The 23,005-nt window shown below is 52.9% G+C and carries 15 protein-coding genes and 1 riboswitch; of the genes, 8 read left to right on the plus strand and 7 right to left on the minus strand.

Going from position 1 to position 23,005, the window contains the following annotated elements; all coding sequences use genetic code 11:
* Positions 1–22: 22 nt before the first annotated feature.
* Together G477_RS19485 and G477_RS0111810 are read right to left on the minus strand one after the other, a co-directional pair.
* On the minus strand, positions 23–727 hold the full coding sequence (locus G477_RS19485) for a class F sortase (RefSeq protein WP_051287971.1): 705 nt from the start codon (positions 725–727) through the stop codon (positions 23–25).
* A complete protein-coding gene (locus tag G477_RS0111810) occupies positions 690–1,502 on the minus strand; it encodes a DUF4397 domain-containing protein (protein WP_051287973.1) in 813 nt (270 codons plus the stop codon). The genes G477_RS19485 and G477_RS0111810 overlap by 38 nt, the downstream gene beginning before the upstream one ends.
* Before the next feature lie 364 nt (positions 1,503–1,866).
* Positions 1,867–1,969: riboswitch (SAM riboswitch) on the plus strand.
* Between the two features lie 83 nt (positions 1,970–2,052).
* Between G477_RS0111810 and G477_RS0111815 the strand changes: the two genes are divergently transcribed.
* From G477_RS0111815 to metH, 4 genes are read left to right on the plus strand one after another with little or no spacing between them, the layout of a single operon-like run.
* On the plus strand, positions 2,053–3,171 hold the full coding sequence (locus G477_RS0111815) for a methionine biosynthesis PLP-dependent protein (protein ID WP_026698125.1): 1,119 nt from the start codon (positions 2,053–2,055) through the stop codon (positions 3,169–3,171).
* 3 nt (positions 3,172–3,174) lie between these two features.
* Positions 3,175–4,344 (plus strand): cystathionine beta-lyase, encoded by a 1,170-nt coding sequence (metC, locus tag G477_RS19490; protein WP_035211933.1) that lies wholly within the window; start codon positions 3,175–3,177, stop codon positions 4,342–4,344.
* Positions 4,341–6,179 (plus strand): bifunctional homocysteine S-methyltransferase/methylenetetrahydrofolate reductase, encoded by a 1,839-nt coding sequence (locus G477_RS0111825; RefSeq protein WP_026698126.1) that lies wholly within the window; start codon positions 4,341–4,343, stop codon positions 6,177–6,179. Before metC ends, G477_RS0111825 begins: the two co-directional genes overlap by 4 nt.
* 17 nt (positions 6,180–6,196) lie before the next feature.
* Positions 6,197–9,652: a methionine synthase gene (gene metH, locus G477_RS0111830; RefSeq protein ID WP_026698127.1), complete on the plus strand. Its 3,456-nt coding sequence runs from the start codon at positions 6,197–6,199 to the stop codon at positions 9,650–9,652.
* 1,051 nt (positions 9,653–10,703) lie between these two features.
* Here the strand turns inward: metH and G477_RS0111840 are convergent.
* Together G477_RS0111840 and G477_RS21460 are read right to left on the minus strand one after the other, a co-directional pair.
* Positions 10,704–11,468 carry a class D sortase gene (locus G477_RS0111840; RefSeq protein WP_035211938.1) on the minus strand — a complete coding sequence of 255 codons (765 nt, stop codon included), beginning with the start codon at positions 11,466–11,468 and terminating at the stop codon, positions 10,704–10,706.
* Positions 11,469–11,611: 143 nt separating this feature from the next.
* Entirely contained in the window at positions 11,612–12,112 is a 501-nt protein-coding gene (locus G477_RS21460) for a hypothetical protein (protein ID WP_051287976.1), read from the minus strand.
* Positions 12,113–12,428: 316 nt separating this feature from the next.
* On the opposite strand from G477_RS21460, the gene G477_RS0111850 reads away from it, so the two are divergent.
* The 4 genes from G477_RS0111850 to G477_RS0111865 all read left to right on the plus strand — a co-directional run bounded on the left by G477_RS0111850 (position 12,429) and on the right by G477_RS0111865 (position 18,665).
* Positions 12,429–13,355 (plus strand): manganese-dependent inorganic pyrophosphatase, encoded by a 927-nt coding sequence (locus G477_RS0111850; RefSeq protein WP_026698130.1) that lies wholly within the window; start codon positions 12,429–12,431, stop codon positions 13,353–13,355.
* Between the two features lie 274 nt (positions 13,356–13,629).
* Complete coding sequence (locus tag G477_RS0111855; RefSeq protein WP_026698131.1) at positions 13,630–14,187, plus strand: TetR/AcrR family transcriptional regulator; 558 nt, start codon at positions 13,630–13,632, stop codon at positions 14,185–14,187.
* A 56-nt stretch (positions 14,188–14,243) separates the two neighbouring features.
* Positions 14,244–17,333 carry an efflux RND transporter permease subunit gene (locus tag G477_RS0111860; RefSeq protein WP_026698132.1) on the plus strand — a complete coding sequence of 1,030 codons (3,090 nt, stop codon included), beginning with the start codon at positions 14,244–14,246 and terminating at the stop codon, positions 17,331–17,333.
* Between the two features lie 318 nt (positions 17,334–17,651).
* Positions 17,652–18,665, plus strand: a complete 1,014-nt coding sequence (locus tag G477_RS0111865) for an LLM class flavin-dependent oxidoreductase (RefSeq protein ID WP_026698133.1) — start codon at positions 17,652–17,654, stop codon at positions 18,663–18,665.
* A 268-nt stretch (positions 18,666–18,933) separates the two neighbouring features.
* Here the strand turns inward: G477_RS0111865 and G477_RS20575 are convergent, their stop codons facing one another.
* From G477_RS20575 to G477_RS20960, 3 genes are all read right to left on the minus strand, one after another.
* Complete coding sequence (locus G477_RS20575; protein ID WP_051287978.1) at positions 18,934–19,935, minus strand: cell wall hydrolase; 1,002 nt, start codon at positions 19,933–19,935, stop codon at positions 18,934–18,936.
* A 1,182-nt stretch (positions 19,936–21,117) separates the two neighbouring features.
* Complete coding sequence (tnpC, locus tag G477_RS19510; protein ID WP_051287980.1) at positions 21,118–22,752, minus strand: IS66 family transposase; 1,635 nt, start codon at positions 22,750–22,752, stop codon at positions 21,118–21,120.
* 4 nt (positions 22,753–22,756) lie between these two features.
* The coding region (locus tag G477_RS20960; RefSeq protein WP_245575490.1) for a hypothetical protein at positions 22,757–23,005 on the minus strand (249 nt) is incomplete at its 5' end.

The following is a 23,005-nucleotide window of genomic DNA, read 5'->3' on the forward strand; positions in this document are numbered from 1 at the left end:
TCCTGAACCTGCCCGGAAAATATCAGGAAGGGGAAGCTTCTACATCGACCAGTACTGCTGTCAGCACGAGCCGTTCCCGGTGTGTGCCGACATTCCGGTCGAACTCCCCTGTGCATGTAATCAAGTTCAGGCGCCGTTCATCCGATGGGCCGAATATCGTTTCAATCGGCGCATCATCATAAGGATATATTGCTTCGGATTCGACAGCAAAGGTCAGAATCGTGCCGTCTTCTCCTGTAACATAGATAGGATCTCCTGCTTCCAATTCGTGCAGATCGTAGAAGACAGCAGGGCCATTCATGTCATCAACATGCCCTGCAATAACAGCATTTCCCTGTGCCCCGGGAGCAGCTCCACCGGAAAACCAGCTTGTTTCCCAGCCGGTGTCCGGTACGGCCATCGCTCCATCGGGTTCAAGTCCCATGCCTTCGACCGGTGCCTCCACGTCAATGCCGGGAATAGAGATGGAGGCTGGTACCGTGCCGGAGGAGGTACTGCCTTGTACTTCGTGAACAACAGGACCGGAGTCAGAGGGGTTCTCCTGCGGCTCATCAGGAGAGCTCAGCAGGATCCGGTCCCCCCGCAGATCGGATGCAGAGGTCCCGGTAGTGAATTCTCCAGCGTTGAGCAGCGTTCCGGCGCCGGCTGCACAGCCGGCTGCGAGGAACACAACGGCGATCAGGAGAAGGTTAAGCCTGGACGCGGCTGCGGAGAAAAAAGAAGCCAACGAGTCCACCCGCCAGTAGAACCAGCGTGATTGGGAGCATCATGCCATTAGATGCCGAAGCACCGCCCATGCCTGTCTGCGGCATATCCGCCGGCATGCTGTGGGCATCGTCTGCTACGAGCACCACTTCCAGCTCATCCGCGTCAGCGCCTACTGCATAAGCCGAGTAGACGGTGTCTGCTTCAAGCGTTGTACCGGAAAGGTCCAGAACAGCATCTTCTGTACCGGCAGCCCGGATTTCCAGATCATACGTGTCCGGATCAAGATCGAGGTAATCGGTTACTGCAAAGAATTCTGCTCCTTCAAAGAGGGAGTCACCGCCGACAAGGCCGACATCCACTGCCGGTGCACCAGGGGACAAGTGACCGACTCGGATTTTCGTCATGCCGTCTTCGGTTGTGTTGTCATCTGCAAAAGCTTCCAGGCGGACGTTTTCAAGCAGATCCACCGCAGCGACGGTGTAATGCTGTCCTGCTTCTACTGTCAGGGTCTGTTCTACAACGGGATCACCTTCTCCGCCTTCACCAGCAGGGAAAACGGCGACTTCGTGATCACCGGCCGGAAGGGCGAGGTAATCTGTGATGTCCTGGAAGGCAGCGCCTTCAACAGCTGGGTCTCCATTGACGTACACATCGACTTCAGGTGCATCCGGTGAAGCATGGAGCACACGGACCATAGCGTCATCTCCATCATGACTGCCAGCAGCAGCGGCACCAGCGAAAAGACCAAATGAAAGAATAGCAACGAGCATCACAAGCAGACTTCTTTTCAGCATTCTTTACAACCCCTTTATTCTATTTTTGAAAGTTGAACAATTGTATACTTTATGTACACCTATTGTTCATGCTTTCTACTCTATTTAATACCACCATTTTTGGAAAAGAAACCTTTTTGCGCTTCTGTTTTATTTATGGAAAACTGTGTGAAGCAGACGGGAGTTGATATGCCTGGAATGTAGTCCATGTTACATGGACAGAAATGCATCCAAAGACCTTTGGAATGAAGAGGCAGAGATCGTGATGGAGGTATTTTCGTCCGGGAGCATAAGTATTCATTGCAGAAAAGCCGTAATTTCGTTAAAATAGTGAAATATCAGTCATCGGTGGAAGCACCGCTGATCCAATTGCATAATGATCGATATCTTATCAAGAGAGACGGAGGGACAGGCCCGTTGATGTCTCAGCAACCAGCCGAAGGCAAGGTGCTAATTCCTGCGGGCCCGGACCGCCTGTAAGATAAGAGAACCTACGAAAGCACTCTCTCTTCTTTATCTTGCAGCCCGGGATAAAGGAGATTTTTTATTTTATCTGGAGAAGAGGGATCGTATGACGAAACGACATCAGTTAGAAACCAGTCTCGTCCAGGCCGGCAACCGGCGGGATCACGTCACAGGAGCCGTCAATGCGCCGGTTCATTTTTCGACTGCCTACCGGCACGAAGGAATCGGTCAATCCACCGGTTTTGATTATTCACGAACAGGCAACCCGACAAGGCAGATATTAGAAGAAACGATCGCAGAGGCCGAAGGTGGAGCACGCGGACTTGCCTGTGCGTCCGGCATGGCCGCGATCCAGGTGGTTCTTTCCTTATTTGAGAGCGGGGATGAAATCATCGCGACGAGCGATTTATACGGCGGCACGTACCGCTTATTTGAAAACGGCTGGACCCGCTGGGGGCTTACGTTTCATTATGCGCACCCGCACGATCTCAACGCCTTCCGTAATGCGGTGAATGAGAATACGAAGGCGCTCTATGTAGAGACTCCGACGAACCCGCTGATGCAGGAGGCCGATCTGAAAGAGTTCGCCGCGATTGCGGAGGAATTCAATATCATGCTCATTGTTGATAACACGTTCTACACCCCGATTCTGCAGCGGCCGATTGAGGACGGGGCGGATATTGTGATTCACAGTGCATCCAAATATATTGCCGGACACAATGACGTGATCGGAGGACTGCTCGTTGCGGCGGACGCCGACATCGGCGAGAAACTCTTTTATTATCATAATAGTATCGGTGCCGTACTGGGACCGCTCGATTCCTGGCTCGTGATCCGCGGGATGAAGACGCTGCAGCTGCGGATGCAGAAACATGAAGAGAACGCAGCTGCGGTCAGCCGGTTTCTGGAAGCGCACTCCCTTGTCACCGAGGTGCTGTACCCGGGGCGCGGCGGGATGCTGTCGTTCCGAGTGCAAGAAGAGCGTATGGTCAACCCGCTTCTCCAGCGCTTATCTGTTATCTCCTTTGCGGAGAGTCTCGGCGGCGTTGAAAGCCTGATGACTTATCCCGCGACGCAGACGCACGCAGATGTTCCGGAAGAGGTCCGCATGGGACTCGGGGTAGACAATCAGCTGCTGCGTTTTTCTGTCGGCATTGAAGCCGCGGACGATATTATTAATGATTTAGAGCAGGCCCTGCATGCGGCCGCAGATGAGGAGGCATAATCCATGGAATTCTCGAAACAGACTTCGCTGCTCCATTCGAAATACAAAACGGACCCACACAACGGCGCGGTGAGCGTACCGATCCAGCATGCATCCACGTTTGACCAGCCGGACATTGATCAGTTTGGTCCATATGATTATGCAAGAGGAGGGAACCCGACTCGGGAGGCTCTCGAAGAGATTATAGCTGATCTGGAAAACGGCCGGCACGGATTTGCGTTTGCATCCGGTATGGCTGCTATTTCCAACGTGTTTATGCTCTTGTCTTCCGGAGATCATCTCGTCATCACCGATGATGTCTATGGAGGCACGTTCCGGCTGACGGACAAAGTGCTGCACCGCCAGGGGATTACGCATACGTTCGTAGATATGACGGATCCTGCTGCAGTGGAAGCGGCTATTCAGCCGAATACAAAAATGATTTACATGGAAACGCCGTCCAATCCGACGATGAAAATCACCCCTATCGATAAAATCGTGCAGCTTGCCCGCCGGCATGACTGTCTGACGGCACTGGACAACACGTTCCTGACGCCTGTCCTGCAGCGTCCGATCGACCTCGGTGTCGATATTGTCGTCCACAGTGCTACGAAATTCATCGGCGGCCACAGTGATGTAGTAGCCGGTCTGGCTGTAGTAAAAGACGATGCGCTTGCCGGGGAACTGCATTTCCTGCAGAACTGTTTCGGTTCTATTTTGGGACCGCAGGATGCATGGCTCGTCATGCGAGGCCTGAAGACCCTTCATACACGAATGGAAGCTTCTATGGCGTCTGCAGAAAAACTGGCTGAATGGCTGCTTACACGTCCGGAGGTAGAGCACGTGTACTATCCGGGTCTCGAAGGGCATGAAGGCAGAGAGGTGAATGAATTGCAGGCGGAAGGACCCGGCGCAGTGCTGTCTTTCCGCCTCAAAGACCGGGAGTCGGTGCGCCGCTTTGTTCAAAGTGTAGAGATTCCTGTGTTTGCGGTGAGTCTCGGTGCTGTTGAAACGATTCTTTCGTATCCGCCGACGATGTCGCACGCTGCGATGTCGGACGAGGAACGGGATGCGAGAGGCATTACGGACGGCATTCTCCGGCTGTCGGTCGGACTGGAGAAAACAGAAGACATCATGGAGGATTTCACCCGCGCCTTTCAGCAGGTTGCTTCTGTAAAGGAGAAGGATCAATGAGCCTAAAAGAAGCGAGAAAGAATCAGATTATCGTCGGAGACGGAGCCGTCGGGACTGTCCTGTTTCAGCGTGGTATACAAGGCTGCTTTGAGGAAATGAACCTCTCCGACCCCGAACAGATCACCTCGCTGCATGAGCAGTACGTTCGTGCCGGCTCGGACGTGATTCAGACGAATACGTATGCGGCAAATGCCGTCAAACTGGCCCGCTATCAGCTGAGCGATCATGTGAAGGAGATCAACCAGGCAGCCGTCCAGCTGGCGAAAGCCGCCGGGGCTCCCTACGTGATGGCGACGATCGGGGGAGTTGCGACGATGCACCAGGAAAAACTCCCGCTGACAGAACGCACCGCAGCGCTGATGGAACAGGCTGATGCATTGTTGGATACCGATGTGGACGGATTTCTTCTGGAAACATTCTATGACCTCGATGAACTAGGGACACTGCTCGATTACCTGCGGGAGAGAACAGATAAACTGATCGCAGCCGAAGTCACGCTCGGGGATATCGGGGTTCTTCACACCGGGATGCACGTGCAGGAGGCCCTGGCGTATCTGGAGGCACACGGGGCAGACGTCACAGGAATGAACTGCCGCATGGGCCCATACCATATTCTGCAGTCTCTGGAGGAAGTCCAGCTGCTGGAGCAGGCCGATATTTGCGTTTATCCGAATGCCAGTCTCCCGAACGTGCGGGACGGTCGTTTTTCCTATCAGTCGAACCCTTCTTATTTTGGGGATATGACACCGGCCCTCGTGGAAGAGGGGGCTTCCTGGATTGGGGGATGCTGCGGCACCACCCCCGACCATATCGCTGCTATCCGCAGAGCTGTAGATGAACATAACTTGAAGCCGGTGCGGACAAAGACGGTAAAAACGAAGGAAAAACATACTCCGCATCAGCAGAAAAAAGAAACAATCACAAAGCTGACAGAGACCAGCATAAACGAAACGTCCGTTATTGTAGAACTCGATCCGCCTAAAGCACTCTCCGGTGTTCCGGCCTTTATGGCGGGAGCGAAATCCCTAACCACAGCCGGGGCAACGGCCGTGACGCTGGCAGACAATTCGCTGGCACATTCCCGTATCGATAACCTGGCACTCGGCTCAAAAATTAAAGATGAGGGAGCCCGCCCGCTGCTGCACGTCGCCTGCCGGGACAGGAATATTATCGGCCTGCAGTCACACCTGCTCGGCCTTCACGAACTAGGGATCCGGGATATCCTCGCCATTACGGGCGATCCTGCGAAAGTCGGGGATTTTCCCGGTGCGACGTCTGTTTACGATATGTCTTCGATGGATCTGATCCGATTGATCAAGCAGCTGAACGAAGGGCAGTCCTTTTCCGGAAAAGAACTCGGGGCCAAAACGGCCTTCACTGTCGGCGCAGCATTCAATGCGAATGCCCGCAGACTCGACCGGGAAGTACAGCGGCTGGAGAAGAAAATCGAGGCAGGGGCAGATTATTTCATGAGTCAGCCCGTCTACAGCAGTGCTCGGATCGAAGAGGTTGCTGATGCAGTAAGACATCTTCCGGTGCCAGTGTATATCGGTATCATGCCGCTGGTAAGCAGCCGTAACGCGGAGTTTCTGCATCATGAGGTACCGGGAATCACACTGACGGAGGAAGTAAGGGAACAAATGCGCGGGCTCTCCGGTGACAAAGAGGCGAGTGAACAGGAAGGCATCAGGCTGGCGAAAGAACTGATTGATACCGCGATGAAGCACTTTTCTACCATTTACCTGATTACACCGTTCCTGCGCCATCATATTACGACAGAGCTCACGAGCCATATCCGTCTACAGGAACAGTCGGTGCGCAGCCGGTCACTGTAAAGGAAGAAGGGATTAGAATGAGAACATCATCATTTGAAGAAGCACTCGCTTCCCGCATTCTGCTGCTCGATGGAGCGATGGGAACCATGCTGCAGAACGCGGACCTTTCCCCGGATGATTTCGGGGGAGAGGCGCTGGATGGGTGCAACGAGTATTTAAATATCGTGTCTCCGGATGTCATCAGCCGTATTTATCATGACTACCTGGAAGCGGGTGCTGATATTATCGAAACGAACACGTTCGGTGCCACGTCGATTGTGCTGGCTGATTACGATAAGCAGGACGAAGCCTATGCCATCAACGTGAAGGCAGCCGAACTTGCCGTCAACGAGGCGGCCGCTTTCTCGACACCGGAAAGGCCGCGTTTTGTTGCCGGTGCGATGGGACCAACGACCAAATCACTGTCGGTGACAGGAGGAACCACCTTTCAGGAGCTTTCCGATACGTATTACGAGCAGGTGCTCGGTCTTATCGACGGCGGGGTGGATATCCTGCTTCTGGAGACGAGTCAGGATATGCGAAACGTGAAAGCGGCTTATACCGCGATAGAGCGTGCGCAGGAAGCACGGGGAAAAGTCATGCCGTTGATTGTGTCCGGGACGATCGAGCCAATGGGGACCACCCTCGCCGGCCAGAGCATCGAAGCTTTTTATATTTCGCTCGAGCACATGAATCCGACGGTTGTCGGCTTGAACTGTGCGACAGGACCGGAGTTCATGCAGGATCATCTCCGCTCCCTCTCGGACCTGGCTGTGTCCTATGTGCACTGCTACCCGAACGCCGGGCTGCCGGATGAAGAAGGGCATTACCACGAATCCCCGTCGATGCTGGCTAAAAAACTGGAAGGCTTTGCAGCAAAGGGGTGGCTCAATATCGTCGGCGGCTGCTGCGGTACGACCCCGGAACATATCCGGGTCATGGCAGAGACGCTTCAGGACTATCCGCCGCGCCGTCCGCAGGAAGCGCATCCGCACGTAGTATCGGGCATCGAGCCGCTCGTCTATGATGAAACGATGCGCCCGATTCTTGTAGGCGAACGTACGAACGTGATCGGGTCCAAAAAATTCAAGCGTCTGATTGCAGAAGAGAAATTTGAAGAAGCTTCCGAGATCGCGAGAGCCCAGGTGAAGCGGGGCGCCCAGGTCGTTGATGTGTGCCTGGCCGACCCGGACCGGGATGAAATGCAGGACATCACCGACTTCTTGTCCCAGGTCATCAACAAAGTCAAAGTCCCGCTCATGATTGATTCGACAGATGAGGCTGTTATCGAAGAAGCACTCACCTACTCCCAGGGGAAAGCTATTATCAATTCCATCAACCTGGAAGATGGGGAAGAGCGTTTTGAAGCGGTTGCTCCACTGGTTCGACGGTACGGAGCAGCAGTTGTCGTCGGTACGATCGATGAGGAAGGGATGGGTGTCACTGCGCAGCGGAAGCTCGATATAGCCAGGCGCTCGTTTGAACTGCTCACAGGAAAGTACGGCATACCAGCCAAAGACATCATCTTTGATCCGCTGGTGTTTCCGATCGGTACTGGGGACGAACAATACATCGGATCTGCGGAAGCGACCATTCACGGCATCCGTATGATCAAACAGGATATGCCCGACTGTCTGACGATTCTCGGCGTCAGCAATGTCTCGTTCGGGCTTCCGCCGCTCGGACGGGAAGTTCTGAACGCCGCCTTTACGTATCACTGCACGAATGCCGGGCTGGACTACGCCATTGTTAATACAGAGAAGCTGGAGCGGTACGGCTCCGTTTCAGACGAAGAAAAAGCCCTCGCGGACCGGCTTCTTTTCGACACGAACGATGCGACGCTGGCCGAATTTACGGCGTTCTACCGGAAGAAAAAACCGAAGGCAGAGCAGGCTGGCGAACATCTGACATTGGAAGAGCGGCTTGCAGGCTATATAGTCGAAGGAACGAAGGAAGGCTTATACGAGGACCTGGATCAGGCGCTGGAAGCATATGACGAACCGCTGTCCATTATCAACGGGCCGCTCATGGCCGGCATGGACCGTGTCGGAAAACTCTTCAATGACAATGAACTCATCGTAGCAGAAGTATTGCAGAGCGCTGAGGCCATGAAGGCAGCGGTAGCGCATCTGGAACCACACATGGAAGAGCAGGAAGATGACCGCGGCAAAGGGAAAGTCATCCTCGCTACGGTAAAAGGCGACGTCCACGATATCGGCAAGAACCTGGTGGAAATCATACTGAAAAATAACGGATTTTCCATCGTAAATCTCGGCATTAAAGTGACGCCGAATGAATTGATCGCTGCAGTAGAGAGAGAAGATCCAGATGTGATCGGGCTGTCCGGCCTGCTCGTGAAATCGACCCAGCAGATGGTGATCACCGCCAATGACCTGCGGGAGCGGGGAATTGATATCCCGATTCTCGTCGGCGGGGCAGCGCTGACACGCCGTTTTACAGATACAAAGATCGCTGGAGAGTACGAAGGCATGGTCCTTTACGCAAAAGATGCGATGAACGGGCTGGAAATTGCGAATCAGCTTGTGCAGGAAGAGTCGCGGGAAGAACTGGCCCGCACAACAACTGCCAAACAGGAGAAGGCAAAGGAGAAAGCTGCTGCGGATCTGCAGAAAAAAGAAGCCGCTGCGGCGACAGCGGTGGCAGAACGCCCGATGTCGGACGTATCTCAGCAGGTGCTGCTGTTTACGCCGGAGGATTATCAGCCGCATATCCTGAAGGATTATAAAATGTCGCATCTCCGGCCGTATGTGAATATGCAGACGTTGTTGAGCTCGCATCTCGGCCTACAGGGGAATGTGCAGCGGAAACTCGAACGAGGAGATGAGAAAGCAGTGCAGCTGAAAGAGCGGGTGGATGCGTTTTTTGAGCGTGCTGAACGAGAGAAGCGCCTGCGTGCAGACGGGATGTATCAGTTCTTTCCTGCTCAGTCGGAAGGGGATTCCATCTATGTGTACGACCCGGTCGATCCTGCACGCGTACTGGAAACCTTTACGTTTCCACGACAGCAGAAGGAACCTTATATGTGTCTCGCTGATTTCATCAGATCCGTGGACAGCGGGGAAATGGATCATGTCGGTTTTCTCGCAGTGACTGCAGGGAAGGGCGTGCGGGATCTGGCTGAGGAAGCAAAGGAAGCAGGCAGTTACATGGACAGCCACCTCATTCAGGCGGCGGCACTGGAGCTGGCAGAAGGGTTCGCGGAACGGGTGCATCAGCTGATGCGGGATAAGTGGGGATTTTCAGACCATCCTGACTTTACGATGCAGGAGCGATTTTCAGCGAAGTATCAGGGAGTTCGTGTCTCTTTCGGCTATCCAGCGTGTCCGAATCTCGAGGACCAGGAAAAACTGTTCCGTCTGATTCAGCCGGATCAAATCGGTGTCGAGCTGACGGATGGTTTCATGATGGAGCCGGAGGCAAGCGTGACGGCGATGGTATTCGCTCATCCCGAAGGACGGTACTTCGCAGTCTGAACCGGATCAGCATCGGGCCGTACGATCGGCGGGTCGCTCTCGCCCGGAGATTCATTGTCGAAAGGCGCTGGAGCTGTCTGCTTCCAGCGCCTTTTTTACAGGATAGGAATGTATAACTTTTCATACAGGGTGACGGCGGCATCGTACGCTGCGCGGGAAGAACGTAGAACCTGTTCTTCCCTTGAAAAGCCTGCAGCGACGATGCACGCCGTTCCGACCAAAAGGCGCTCCGCGCTTTTGTTCGGTTTTCATTCACATGTTGAACAGGCTCAGGAATGCGCAGACGTTTTTCAAATAGCGCACTTAGGATTCTCTTTAAAAGAAAAGCGCTGTTAAAGGCTGGTGTTGATATAAAAAGGACGCCTGCGGCCCCTTTTTCTTCGCTTGCCGCGGAGAAATCCTTCCGCTGTCCCTTCCTTTCGTCCGGGATGATCGTCACGCTTTCTTTTTCCGCAGGCGTCTCGAAACATCGCCTTGCCTACGCTTTTTTGATAGAAAAGGGGGAGAAAGAGATCATCTTTGTCTTTTCTATTCCAAAGCAAGAACGAAGCGGAAACCGGCGGAGCTCATCCACGGCAGGCATGCCGAGTGGAAGGGAAGGATCCTTATATTAACTAGAAATAGGAATAGCGCCTTTTATTTAAAGCTGCCTTGAAAATAGAACATAGGAGTTTCATCTATCATGGTGCAGTGAGGCTGCGTGAGTGTCTCTGTTCAAGCTTGATGTTGTTATTTGATGAAAGCAGCGATAGGCGGCGACGCTCAAGGGATAAGCGCAGTCCGAACATCCTCCTCGCAACGCGAGATGAGTGGAGGGCAGCGCCCCTTGGCAAGCGTCCGCCTGAAACGGAAGAAAAGATGCCACGAACATGAACCTCTACCCCAACATTTATTTTAGAAACCCTCCTACGCTGAAGCTTCTCCTTGCGCATAAAAAAAGCGCGTCGCCGGAGGAATGTCCGTGACGCGCTGAACGTTAATGCTGCCATGTCGGCTGCCTTACATACATGCATAGATGTTCTTCGTTTCCAATGTCTGCAGGAGTGTTCAATTACAATTCGGTTGTATCCGTCAGAGGCGCTTCAATGATATAACGGTCTGGTGCAGGACCGATAAACGTAAATGGATAGCAGGTGGTAAGCGTCAAGGTTGGTTCGTCCTTGTCGACAATGACACTGCGGTCTTCTGCGTCCGTAATCCACGTTTTATCAATTTCATATTCATACTGCACGCCTTCAAACTGAATATACATCTTGTCTCCATCTTCCAAATCACCAAGTTCACGGAAGACCGTATCGCGATGACCGGAAAGAACCGTATGACGGAGGCCGTCTGGAGGAGTTGTGAAATCACCTTCGTGATAACCGACGCCCTGGTCCAGCGTCTCATCATCGGTGCCCCAGTAGATTGGATATTTCATGTCCAGCTCTGGAATCATGAGCCATCCGATATCATCGCCGTTTTCATACTCGTCGTAAGAACGCGGCTCCGGTTCCTCATTTTCAGCGCCCTGCGGATCAGCATTGTTCTCGTTATCCGCTCTGTTTTCTTCCTGGCTGCTGTCAGCTGCATTCGTGTTGTTCTCGTTGTTCATGTTCGCATGGTTATACCCGTTCTCTGCATTGTTCCCGGATTCGTTCGTGTCATCTTCCACGTCCGATACTTCTTCCCGGGCGAGTTCTTCTTCCTGCACAAAGACATCACTTTCGCTGAGGGATTCTCGTCCGGATGAACTTTCCGTTGCCCACGTATAGCCGTTCCAGCCGGCAAAAGCGAGCCCGGCTGTCAGCAGAAAAGTCGCTGCTGCTTTTCTCATCGGTGCACCTCCTGGTGAAAGACAAAAACTGCCAGTCAGGGGAGAAGGGACTCTCCCCGTTGACAGGCAGCATTGACAAAGCGGGACATGGTAACAGATTTACTTGCTCTCTGTTTTCATGTTGTTACGTTAACAGACTTTGTTTACGCAGTTGCAGTTTTCTTACGCATAAACATTACTGCACCAGCTGCGGCAAAGAGCAGGCCTAGCAGCATTGCAGTTGGATAGTTTGTTGCAGTTGCCGCCATTTCGTTACCATGGTCTTCATCATTGTTGTAGTTGTTATTATAGTCGTTATTGTGGTTGTTGTCATTGTTCCAGTCATTGTTGTTGTTGTAGTCGTCGTTATTGTTGTAGTTGTTGTTGTTGACGTTCACGTCGTTGTTGTTGTCAACGTTCATGTCGTCATTGTTGTTTAGGTCGTTGTTGTCATTGTTGTAGTTGTTGTTATTGTTGTTGTTGTTGTTGTTCATGTCGTCGTCGTTGTTCCAGTCGTCATTGTTGTTGTAGTCATTGTCATTGTCCATGTTGTCGATGTTGTTGTCGTTATTGTCGTTGTTGTCGTGCTCATCTGCCAGAGCAGAACCGAAAGAAAGGCCGAACAGCAGGAATACGCTTAGTAGTAGCATTGTTATTGATTTCATAAAAGAAATCCTCCTTTAAATTTTGTGTTCTCCATGTCCGCTGGTAATCACTTTCCCGAACAGCAGATATTGAAACGTCTAAATAGCAGAAAATGAGAGAAAATTCAAGAAACACTGTCACAACAGGAAAAAGCCGGGGGAATTTTTTTGTACATTATTCTCTCCTTCTCAAGTGACAATAGATAGCAGGGTCAGGTGGTACATAGAGAGAAAAACTTTACAGCAGGCACGCCGGCCAATCATCTAGTTATAGGCAGAAACCCGTGATAGAATAGAAGCGGCAGGCAAGAACTTTGAGTGAGAAGGAGTGTTTGTAATGGGAAAGACATTGATTTTCGGGCATAAAAGTCCGGACACAGATACGATTTGTTCCGCGCTGGTCTATGCAGATCTGAAGACGAAACTGGGAGAAAATGTGGAGGCGGTGTCCCTCGGCAGCCCAGGGGCTGAAACAACGTTTGCCCTGAATCATTTCGGCGTCGAAGCGCCTCGGCAAATCGACAAAGCCGCTCCGGAAGCGGATCAAGTTATTCTCGTGGACCACAATGAATTCCAGCAGAGTGTCGATGACATAAAAGAGGTACAGATTACCGAAGTGATCGATCATCACCGGATTGCCAACTTTGAAACAGAAGGACCGCTCTACTACCGTGCCGAGCCTGTAGGGTGCACCGCTACGATTCTGCACAAGCTGTATAAAGAGCATGGTCAGAAACCTGCTCCCGAAATGGCTGGTCTGATGGTTTCTGCGATTGTTTCGGATTCTCTTCTATTCAAATCTCCTACTTGTACTGAAGAGGATATACAAGCGGCAGAAGAGCTTGCTGAAACGGCAGGGATCCAGGTGGAGGAATATGGTCTGGAAATGTTGAAAGCCGGAGCTGACATGAGCAGCAAAACGGTAGATGAATTGCTGAGTATGGACGCAAAAGAATTCACGATGGGTTCCCACACGGTGAAGGTGGCTCAAGTCAATGTTGTGGATACGGACGATGTTCTGTCCCGCAAAGAAGAGGTTCGAAGCAGAATGCAGGAAGAAGTGAAGGCGAACGGCTATGGTCTGTTCGCACTGGCAGTGACGGACATTCTGTCTAATGACTCTGTCCTCGTTACAGCTGGTGAGCAGGAAGAAGCTGTCCATACCGCATTCAATGTCAAGCTGGAAGATCATGAAGCCGTTCTGGAAGGCGTTGTTTCCCGCAAGAAACAGATCGTCCCGCCGCTGACAAGCGCACTATCCTGATGAAACAGCTGCAGGCAGGGTGACGTGACCGCACGCGTGATTCCGTGATCGGCACCTGATCGGCACCTGAACGGAATCGACGGCCTTTCCACAGAAAGGCTGCATGGCGCCGGAGGTAAAGTATCTTCCGGCGCCATCGTTCATTTTAGTTGGCTGCACGCCGTTACGGGCAGCTGGCGCTCCGCACTTTTGTTCAAAAAATACGGATAATGGGTTTCATCCGGGTGGTGAAGGGGTAATGAAAGCTGAATCAGCTGTGAAGGAGAATGTACGTATGGGACGCGCAAAAACAATCGATGAGACACAATTGTTCCAGGCTACGGAAAAAATCATTCTCCGTGACGGGTATGCAGGCTTTCACTTCAAAGCGTTAGCAGAGGAACTCGGTGTAGCGAGAAGTACCATCTATAATTATTTTTCCAAAAAAGAGGAGCTCGTCACAGCATTTATGGTTCATCTGCTGAAACAAGTAGTACACCACATGGATAACGTGTCAGAGAACGAAGAGCCCGTGCGAGGTCTCGTTGATATCTGGAGCAAGTATGCCAACATTCATCAGATGATGCATGTGATGCCGTATATCGACAGGGAAGCCACGCCGCTGGTACAAAGCAATGTCCAGGAAATGTTCGGTCTGCTCGGCAGCATGAGAAGCAGAATCAGCACGATTCTGACAAAGGAGCAGGAACGTGGCCGTGTTCGAAAGGACATCCAGGTGGAGACGATGACCGGTCTGGTAATGGCCGTCGTCCAGATTCCGATACAGTCGGATCAGGAAGCGCGATGGGTGGAGGAGGTGTACAAGCTTCTTAAAGACGGACTTTATGATTGATTCTTTTTTTGGACGAAAATGACACATGTGTCAATAAGACATCAGGAGGAACTGCCATGTATTCAACAATAATAAAGAGCCCGAAAATCACCTTAATGTTTGTCTTTATTTTCATTGCGCTTGGCGTCCTGACGCTCTTTCAGCTGCCTCAGCGGGAAGTCCCCGAGATAGCGGTCGACGTCGGGATTGTCTCTACCCCTTATCCAGGGGGAGCGCCGGAAGAAGTGGAACAGCAGGTTACCGTTCCAATCGAAGAAGCGCTTGAAAGTGTCGATGGCCTGGAAGACGTCGATTCTGTATCTGCTTCCGGATTTTCCAACATCACTATGGAACTTGCTGAGGGTGTGAATCAAAACGAAGTATTTACGGACATCCAGCAGGCAGTAACCGAAGCAGAGGATGAACTGCCGGAGACAGCATCTCCGTCTGTTTCCGAACAGGCTTCTGTCGGAGGGCTTTCCAGCTATCACCTTCTAGCTGAAGACGAAGAAGATCTCTTTGATCAGCGGGACAGAATAAGGGAATGGGAAAGCAGCATTGAAGGGATCAATGGCGTCGATCAAGTGAATGTCAAAGGCCTCCCGGATCAGTCGCTCCTTATCAATGTTGATGATGAAGCTCTTTTCGAAGAAGGACTGCAGCTGCCTGATGTGATAGAGGGGCTCGAAGGAGAGCTGCAGACCGATCCGCTCGGCATCCAGCAGGAAGAAGAGGAAAACGTGCAGCTGCAGCTGCAGACGCTGGAACAATCGGAAGACATAGAAGACATTTTCATTGGATTGAATCAAGATGATGATCCGATCTATATAGGAGATATCGCCGAGGTCGGTCTCGACATGGAAACGCCGGAGGACCGCATCACATTCGAGGGGACGCCGGCGCTGTCGTTTACGGTAATTCCGGAGCGGGGAGAGAGTATTCCGGACCTGCATAACTTCGTCGACGATCGGATGAATGAACTGGCTGCGGATCTTCCGGATTCAGTCGAACTCGATCTGTTTTATACGCAGCTGACGATTGTAGAGGAGATATTCGGTGATCTGGCGCTTTCGTTCTTTTTAGCGGCCGTTTCGGTCATCGTCGTGACGCTGCTGGGGCTGAATGCGTCTTCCGCCGTCATTGTGGCATTGGCGATCCCGGCTTCCGTCTTTATCGGACTGCTTCCGCTGCCGTTTGCCGGTGTGGATTTGAACCAGATTTCGATTATCGGTTTGATCGTCGCACTCGGGATCCTAGTTGATGATGGTATCGTCGTCGGGGACAATATTCGTGCGAAGTACCGGAAAGGACTCGAGCCGCTTGATGGAGCCCTGCAGGGAGTACGTGAAGTGCGCAGTTCGATCATTGTCTCCACACTGACAATCGTCTTTACCTTCCTTCCGCTCGTCTTTATATCCGGAGCGAATGGAGATTTTATCCGGGCTCTGCCAACGGTTCTCGTGACGACCATTATTGCATCAACGCTCATCGCCTTGACGCTGGTGCCGATCTTCCTCATCTGGAGGAGGAAAAAGCAGCTCGCTTCAGCCAAAGCAGACAAACGTCCGGTCGATGGTATCCTGGGCAAACAGTTCGTCCAGCTTTCAGACTGGTATGCAGATTCTCTGCTCCGCCGGGTGGTGAAGCACCCTTGGAAGACAGCTGCGGTCGGTCTGGTTGCGACTACCGCGCTGTATGGTCTTATACCGTTTATCCCGGTGGAGTTTTTTCCAGATACAGATCGGGATGAGGTTACCGTAGAAGTCCGAATGCCGGCGGGGACCACGCTGGAATCGACAGAATCGGTGCTCGAGGAGATGAGGGATCTCATTCTCGAAGAGGACGAAAATGTATATGAAACGGCCGTTTACGCCGGGGACGGGCTGCCGCCGATCTTCGGGAGTAACCAGACGAACACGAGTGAAGAGACCGGTGATATTCTGCTTCGAGTAGACCGGGATCAGCAGTCTGCACAGGAAACCATCTCCCGCTGGACAGATCCACTGCAGGAAGAGTTCCCTGAAGCAGAGATTGAGGTTACTACTATAGAAGCCGGACCTCCAGTTGGCGCTCCGATTGCCTTGACGATCCAGGGGCCTGATGTAGAGGAACTGATGGATATCAGCAGTGGACTGCAGGATGAAATCCGCGGACTGCCGGAAAGCGGGACCGTTCTTGATGATATGGGGCCGCGCCGCCCGGCCAGAGTGTATGAACCGGATAGAGAGGCGCTTGAAGAAAATGGATTGAGCCTCAGCAGTATCAGTGAGCAGATCGGCCTCCGAACGGAAGGGATTCCGTTGTTTACCTTCCGAACAGCGGAAGAGACGCTGGATCTGCAGCTGGCTGTCAACCGGATAGAAGATGGGGAAGACATCGATCTGGAAGCGGTGGAAGTGCCATCCGAAGCCGGAGGAGACGGTCCTCCTGACATTATTTCTCTCGATTCCCTTGTCACCGTATCAACGACGGAAGAAATTCCGCGGGTGATTCGTGCGGATGGGGACAGAACGGTGACAGTCCGAGTGTTCCCTGGAGAAGATGATGAGGAACTGGAAGGACAGATTCAAGGAATTGTCGATGATCAGGAAGCGGAACTGTCTGAAGAATATACGATCAGCCTCGGGGGCGAAACAGAAGCCCGCTCCGACTTTATTTTAGAGCTGGCCACCCTCTTTCTGCTCGTTCTGTTTTTCATCTACATCGTTATCGCCATTCAATTTTACTCGCTGATGACGCCGTTTCTGGTGCTGTCTACGGTGCATATCGCTGCATCCGGTGCTATCGTCGGGTTGTTTATCACGCAGACAGGGCTTGGGTTTACAGCCTTGCTCGGTATTGTCTCCCTGGCTGGTATTGTCGTTCGTAATTCCATCGTGCTGCTCGAGTTTATTAAGCAGCGACGGGGGGAGGGAATGCCGCTGGAAGATGCGGTGGTCGAAGCCGGCCGGGCGCGTCTGCGGCCGATTCTACTGACGGCCTTTACGGCGATTGGAGCACTGACGCCGGTTGCCTTGAGCGGCGATGTGCTGTTTGAGCCGCTGGCGATCTCCATCATTTCCGGTTTGATCTTTTCGGCTGTGCTGACCGTCATTATTGTACCTGCACTCTATACTGCTTTTGCCGGCAGGTTCGGGGATGCGGAGAAGAAGCGTAAGGCTGAGTGACGAAGTAGAGGCCGGTGCGATGGTGTCCTTCTGTGAGGAGAGCGCACGTATGAAGGGCTGGTAACAGAAAAGCCACCTGGCAGGCTTCATGCTCTGCCACAGAGAAGGCCGTCTCCTGGAGGCGGTCTTTTCAGGCAGTGATCAGCGTTCTCCGATAAGGGCAGCGGGGCTTTCTGCTGCCGGGATAATACGTGTGAAATACCGATCTTTGCCCGACAGGAGGGACCCTCCTGAGCACAATTTTTGGCAGAAGGTGCAGGAACTGATATGCTGACAAATAGTAAGTGATACGTTTTGTTCAAGAAAGGATGACAATAATTGAGTACAGTGAATATACCCGTTTCCGCGCTGAACCTTGTTCCGCTGCGGGAAGGGAAGACCAAACAAGAAGCACTTCACGACATGGTTGATCTGGCACAACACCTCGAATCCCTGCAATATAATCGGTATTGGATTTCGGAGCATCATAATACATCCACGCTGATGAGTTCAGCGACTCCGTTGTTAATTCAGCATGTGCTGGATCATACAAAGGAGATAGCCGTGGGCTCCGGCGGTGTCATGCTGCCGAACCATACGCCGCTCGCCGTGGCAGAACAGTTCGGTACGATGGCTACCCTGCACCCGGGACGTGTCGAACTGGGTCTCGGCCGAGCGCCGGGAACGGACCAGCAGACAGCAGCTGCACTGCGGCGCGGTGCGGGAAATCAAGCAGTGCATGCGTTCCCGGAAGATATTGAAGAACTGCAGCGCTTTTTTGGTCCGGAGGAAGTACAGGGCCGCGTGCAGGCTCACCCAGGAATGGATACGAATGTTCCGTTGTACATTCTCGGTTCTTCCCCGGACTCTGCGGTACTGGCTGCCCGTCTTGGTCTACCGTATGCTTTTGCTGCACATTTTGCACCAACGTACATGGAACAGGCTATCGACATTTACCGCTCGCGCTTTGAGCCGTCGGATGTTCTCGATCAACCCCATATGATGGTATGCGCAAACTTGATTGGGGCAGAGACGGATGCAGAAGCAGAGAAAGAAATGACGAGCCTGCACCAGTTTTTTCTGAATGTCATTAGGGGAACGCAGAACCCGCTGCAGCCGCCGGTTGATTCCATGGAAGGGCTCTGGACGCCTCCGGAGGCTGCTGCTGCCCAACAGATGACAAGCGTCTCGTTTGTCGGCTCCAAAGACACGATTGCAAAGCAGCTGGAGGAATTCCAGGAACGCTTTGCCGTCGATGAAATTATGGCCGTATCCTATATGTATGATACGGAAAAGCAGAAGCAGGCCTACACGATGCTGAAAGAAATCACCAGCGGAGTCCCTGCTGAATAAACGTTGGATAGAAAGAAAGCCTCTTCTCCAAAACAAAAAACGCTTCTGTCGATCCTGAAAGATCGGCAGAAGCGTTTTTTTTGTGATAAGAATGCATTCGTCCTTATCAAGGGTTGAGATCGGCGTGTCCGCTGCGAGGGAAGAAAGAAGACCTCTTTCTTCCCTCAACAGAACGACGGCACCCGCTGTTCCGGCCAACAACGCTCCATGCTTTTGAGCGCTTGTTTCTGTGCCGTTTTCTTCCTCTATTTCAGAGAAGCGAGCCGGATTATCGTGCAAATCGGTGGTCACCGATAACGGTTACCTGACTCATGTTTCTAAAGTAAGATGTATTCGTCACACGTGGATTGTGGAAGAAAAGCGCGCTGCCGGCAGGAGAAGCACCCTGCAGAGCTTCTCGGGCAGCCTCTATGGATCTTTGGCTTGCAGCACGATTAATTGTCCCATTCATAGCCGGTGTAAACTGGCCTGACTGATTCACCACACCGCTGACGGTGCCAGGGAAGCGGTTCGAATCTACGCGGTTCATGACGACGTTACCAACAGCAACTTTGCCCTGATAAGGCTGTCCTCGGGCCTCCTGATGTATCAGGCGGGCTAGGAGGTCTACTTCACTTTCGTTCAATGCCGGTTCCTGCTGGGCCTGTGGTTCACTTTCTTCAGCAGAAGCTGTTTCAGGTTCATAACTCAGGCTGTTGGAAACAGCTGTAGGTATCACCGTGCGCAGCATCTGTCCTGGAGATACGCTGCCGTCCAGCTGGTTCAAGCGTGCAAAATCGTCTGCATCTACCCCAAGTCCGGATGCAATCGACTCCACAGAATCCCCTTCCGCTGCTTCATATCGGTTGACGGATGTGAGCGTAATATCCCCATCCGCCCAGTGCACTTCCGTATGCATGAGTTCCGCTGCATGACGGAGCGGAAGGTACGTACGCTCATTATCGAGTTCTGGAATAACATCAAGATCGTAATCATTGCCGTTCAGGCTGATGGAAGGCTCGTCGATGGTCATCGCAATTTCATCGCCTTCAACGGTATTGATGGTGACTTTCTGTGAGCCGCCGTCCCAGTTCACCTCGGCTCCGAGCTGTTCGCTGATAAAGCGGACCGGTACGAGCGTCCGATTGTTACTCGATTTGACCGGCTGGTCCATAGAGACTTGTTCCTGGTTTATAAAAATATCTGGTGTGTCGGCAGCGGCGGACGCAGCGCCGAACGTCATGACGGCGGCAGCGGCAGCAGCAGCGGTTAAACATAATTTTTTCATCATAAGCAGTGGATGGCATAGAAGCCTTCCTGCTCCCTCCTTTATTACGGTAAAATAGAATCCTGCTTTATTATATAGAATGATGAAGGAAAAAAAAGGGTTGTTACTTGGTCTTAAACAAATTGTAATGTTGAGAAACGGAACGGACACAGAACGCCATGCTCGCGTCTCGATCCGCTTCCCGGGTAAAGCGGTCAACGTTTTTCTGCCGCGCCGACGCATGCAGGGAGACGCGGCCGGCCAGTCATGGTCGAATGCCCGAATACGAGCAAAAGAGGCTGTGACAAAATAGTTCTCTAAGCAGACCGTCCATTGCTCGTATAAAAAGCCACGTCTGTTGATTAACCAATATCCTCCAAATAATATCTGTTGTTTTTTCTATAAAAAAACAGAAAGAGCTTCTTATTTGGAATACGGAGTGACGCTCTGCTTCCGCCGGACGCTTTCCGGAGGGGACTCTCTCCGCTAGTCTGCCTCCGGCAGCCGGATCTTCGAATCGTCCTGATCCTCTCGGAGTCGCCGGCTGCGCGCCGCCCTTGTTCTAAAAAAAGCTTCAATGCTTTTTCTCAACGTTTAAGAATGTATAAGTTTTCATACAAGAAGGCGGTGGCTGTGTCCGCTGCAAAGGATACACGCCTCTTTCCCGTTAACTGCCTGTAGCGGCGTAATCCGTTCTGATCTGCATTTTCTTCTGCAGAGAGGAGGAAGGTGCTGCGTGGTGGCGGGGTTTCGGTGTGAGTCGACAGGGCCGCGTGCATACCTCGACGTACCTCTAGGCTCGTGTGGCGGGGTTAGATCCGTTTGGCGGGCTTTTTCTCCGGGGCGACGGTCTTTAGCCGCGGGGCGTCGAGGTTGGAGGGCCCGGGCGACGAGCTTTGCCTGTCGAGTCGACCAGGTTTCTGCCGGACCAGCGGCAGGGACGAAGAACGGCCAGCTTGTCGCTGGCATAGAAGTAAGCGTCAAAGAATACGTACGAAAATCAGGCACTGGCGTGCCTGCCGCTCCAGGCGAACGCTTTCCGCAGGGCTTGTCTTCAACTCCTTCTTCCCGTCTCCCGGGGAAGAAGGGATTTTCAGACGGCGCTGATCCTGTCGGAGTCGTCGCCTTCTGCTCGGGCACGCCAAAAAGCCGTATACCTTTCTCTTTTTGAAGAACGGCATACGGCCCATCGGCCGCTGGTAACGCTTATTCCGGCTTGAACACAAAGGCTTCCTGCATGGCCGGCGCCCACGGCAGGTACTCCTTTAGAACATCGGGCTCCAGGGAGGGCAGGTTCGGCAGGGTTTCCAACAGGTAGCGCAGATACGCATGGATATTCAGCCTGTTCGCCTGAGCCGTATGAACGAGGGAATAGAGGAGGGCACTGACGTCCGCCCCACGAGGGGAGTTCGCAAAAAGCCAGTTTTTTCTCCCGACGGCAAACGGACGTATCGCCCGCTCGACGGGATTGTTGTCGATCACCGCGGTCGGTGCTTCGATGGCTGCTCGGAGATACGGCTCCTGCTTGCGCGCATACCCGAGTGCCCGACCCAGGCCGCTTTTCTTCATGGCCTTCCGTTCGTGTTCCTCCACCCAGTGGAAGAAATCGTCGAGCGCCTGATGAAGAGCTTCCTCCGCCGGGGCTGTTTCCCCTTCGGAAGCAGTGCGGTACGCATGATGAAGATCGTAGATCTTCCCAATCCAAGCAACGCCATCATGACTGATCCCCGAACCGCTATGTCCGTGTGTGGCTTCCACAAACTTTCGGCGGGCGTGCGCCCAGCAGCCGGCAAGGGAGATCACCGGCTGCTTCTCCGCCACCTTTCGATAAGCGCCATGGGCATCAGCGAACAGGGTTCCCTCGAACCCTTCTAAAAAGGCGAGCGGCGCCTCGTGTCCTCGGGAAGCGTGGTAGTCAAAGACGACGCATGGCACCTCTTCCACTGCCGAAGCATAGGCCCACATATAGGAATGGGATGTCGGTTTCCGGTCCTCCTCCCGCAGGACTTGAATACGCGTTTCATCGGCATGGAGAACGTCCTGTTCCAACAGGTGGGCCTGAAGGAGGTCGACCATCGGTCGGATCCATTGATCCCCGACGGCAGCCAAATTGTTCGCGAGTGTCTGCCGTTCCAGTTTCACCCCACGGGCGGACATGCTCTGCGCCTGGCGGTACAGAGGAATGGCCATCTGGAATTTTTGAGTGATGCTCCACGCAATCGTCGAAGCAGAAAGGTTGCCTTTCGGGACCGGCCGTTCCGGGATAGCTGCGCGGATCATCGTTGATGTTCCTCTTCTTTCGCAGGAAGGACAGGTGTACACCTGGCGGTACCGCCGCTGGCGTACCACCTGTTCCGGAATCACTTCCAGTTCTTCTGCCGTTTCGTGAGGAAGCGGCTTTAACGATCCGCTTCCACAGCTGGTGCAGCGCCGCTCTTCCTCCGGAATGTCGTACCAGAGGGTCTCCACGGGAAGGTGGGCATGCGCCTCTGCTTTCGTCACCGGCTTCCGGCGCTTCTTTTTCTTCTTCCCTTTGGACGAAGGGACGTCAACAGGCGTCGCGTCGGATTCCAGCTCATTGAAAGGAGCTTCCTGTGGAATATCGGAAGAAGGTCCAAATTGGCGGTGGTTCGCCAGTGTTTCTTTTTCCTGCTGGTGCTGTTGCTGCTGCTCGAACGCGGAAAGCTGATTGCGAAGATCGCTGATTTCATCCTGAAGCTTCGCTTCGGATGCCCGGAGCGCTTCCTCCTCCTGCTCCTTCTGCCGATCTAAATCCTGCTTCCGTCGTTCCACGAGCGTATGTAAGCCGTGCAGACCGAGGTAAAATGCAGATAATATCATGGTATCAACGTATTTCGACGCCGAAGAAAAGATTCCTTCCCGGCGCCGAAAAATGTTTAGAAAGCGTGTTGAGGGTGAAGCGGGGGATGGACTTTTCCATCTTCAATGCGGAGACCGTCGAGGAGCCAGCGGAGCTGGCGGGTGGACAGTTCAGCGGGCGTTGCCGTACTGCCGTCCGGCCATTGAAACCGTCCGGTTTCCAGCCTTCGGTAATAAAGCCAGAAACCATTGTGTTCCCAATGAAGGATTTTGA

The sequence above is a fragment of the Alkalicoccus chagannorensis DSM 18086 genome (assembly GCF_000429725.1).
Classification (GTDB): domain Bacteria; phylum Bacillota; class Bacilli; order Bacillales; family Salisediminibacteriaceae; genus Alkalicoccus; species Alkalicoccus chagannorensis.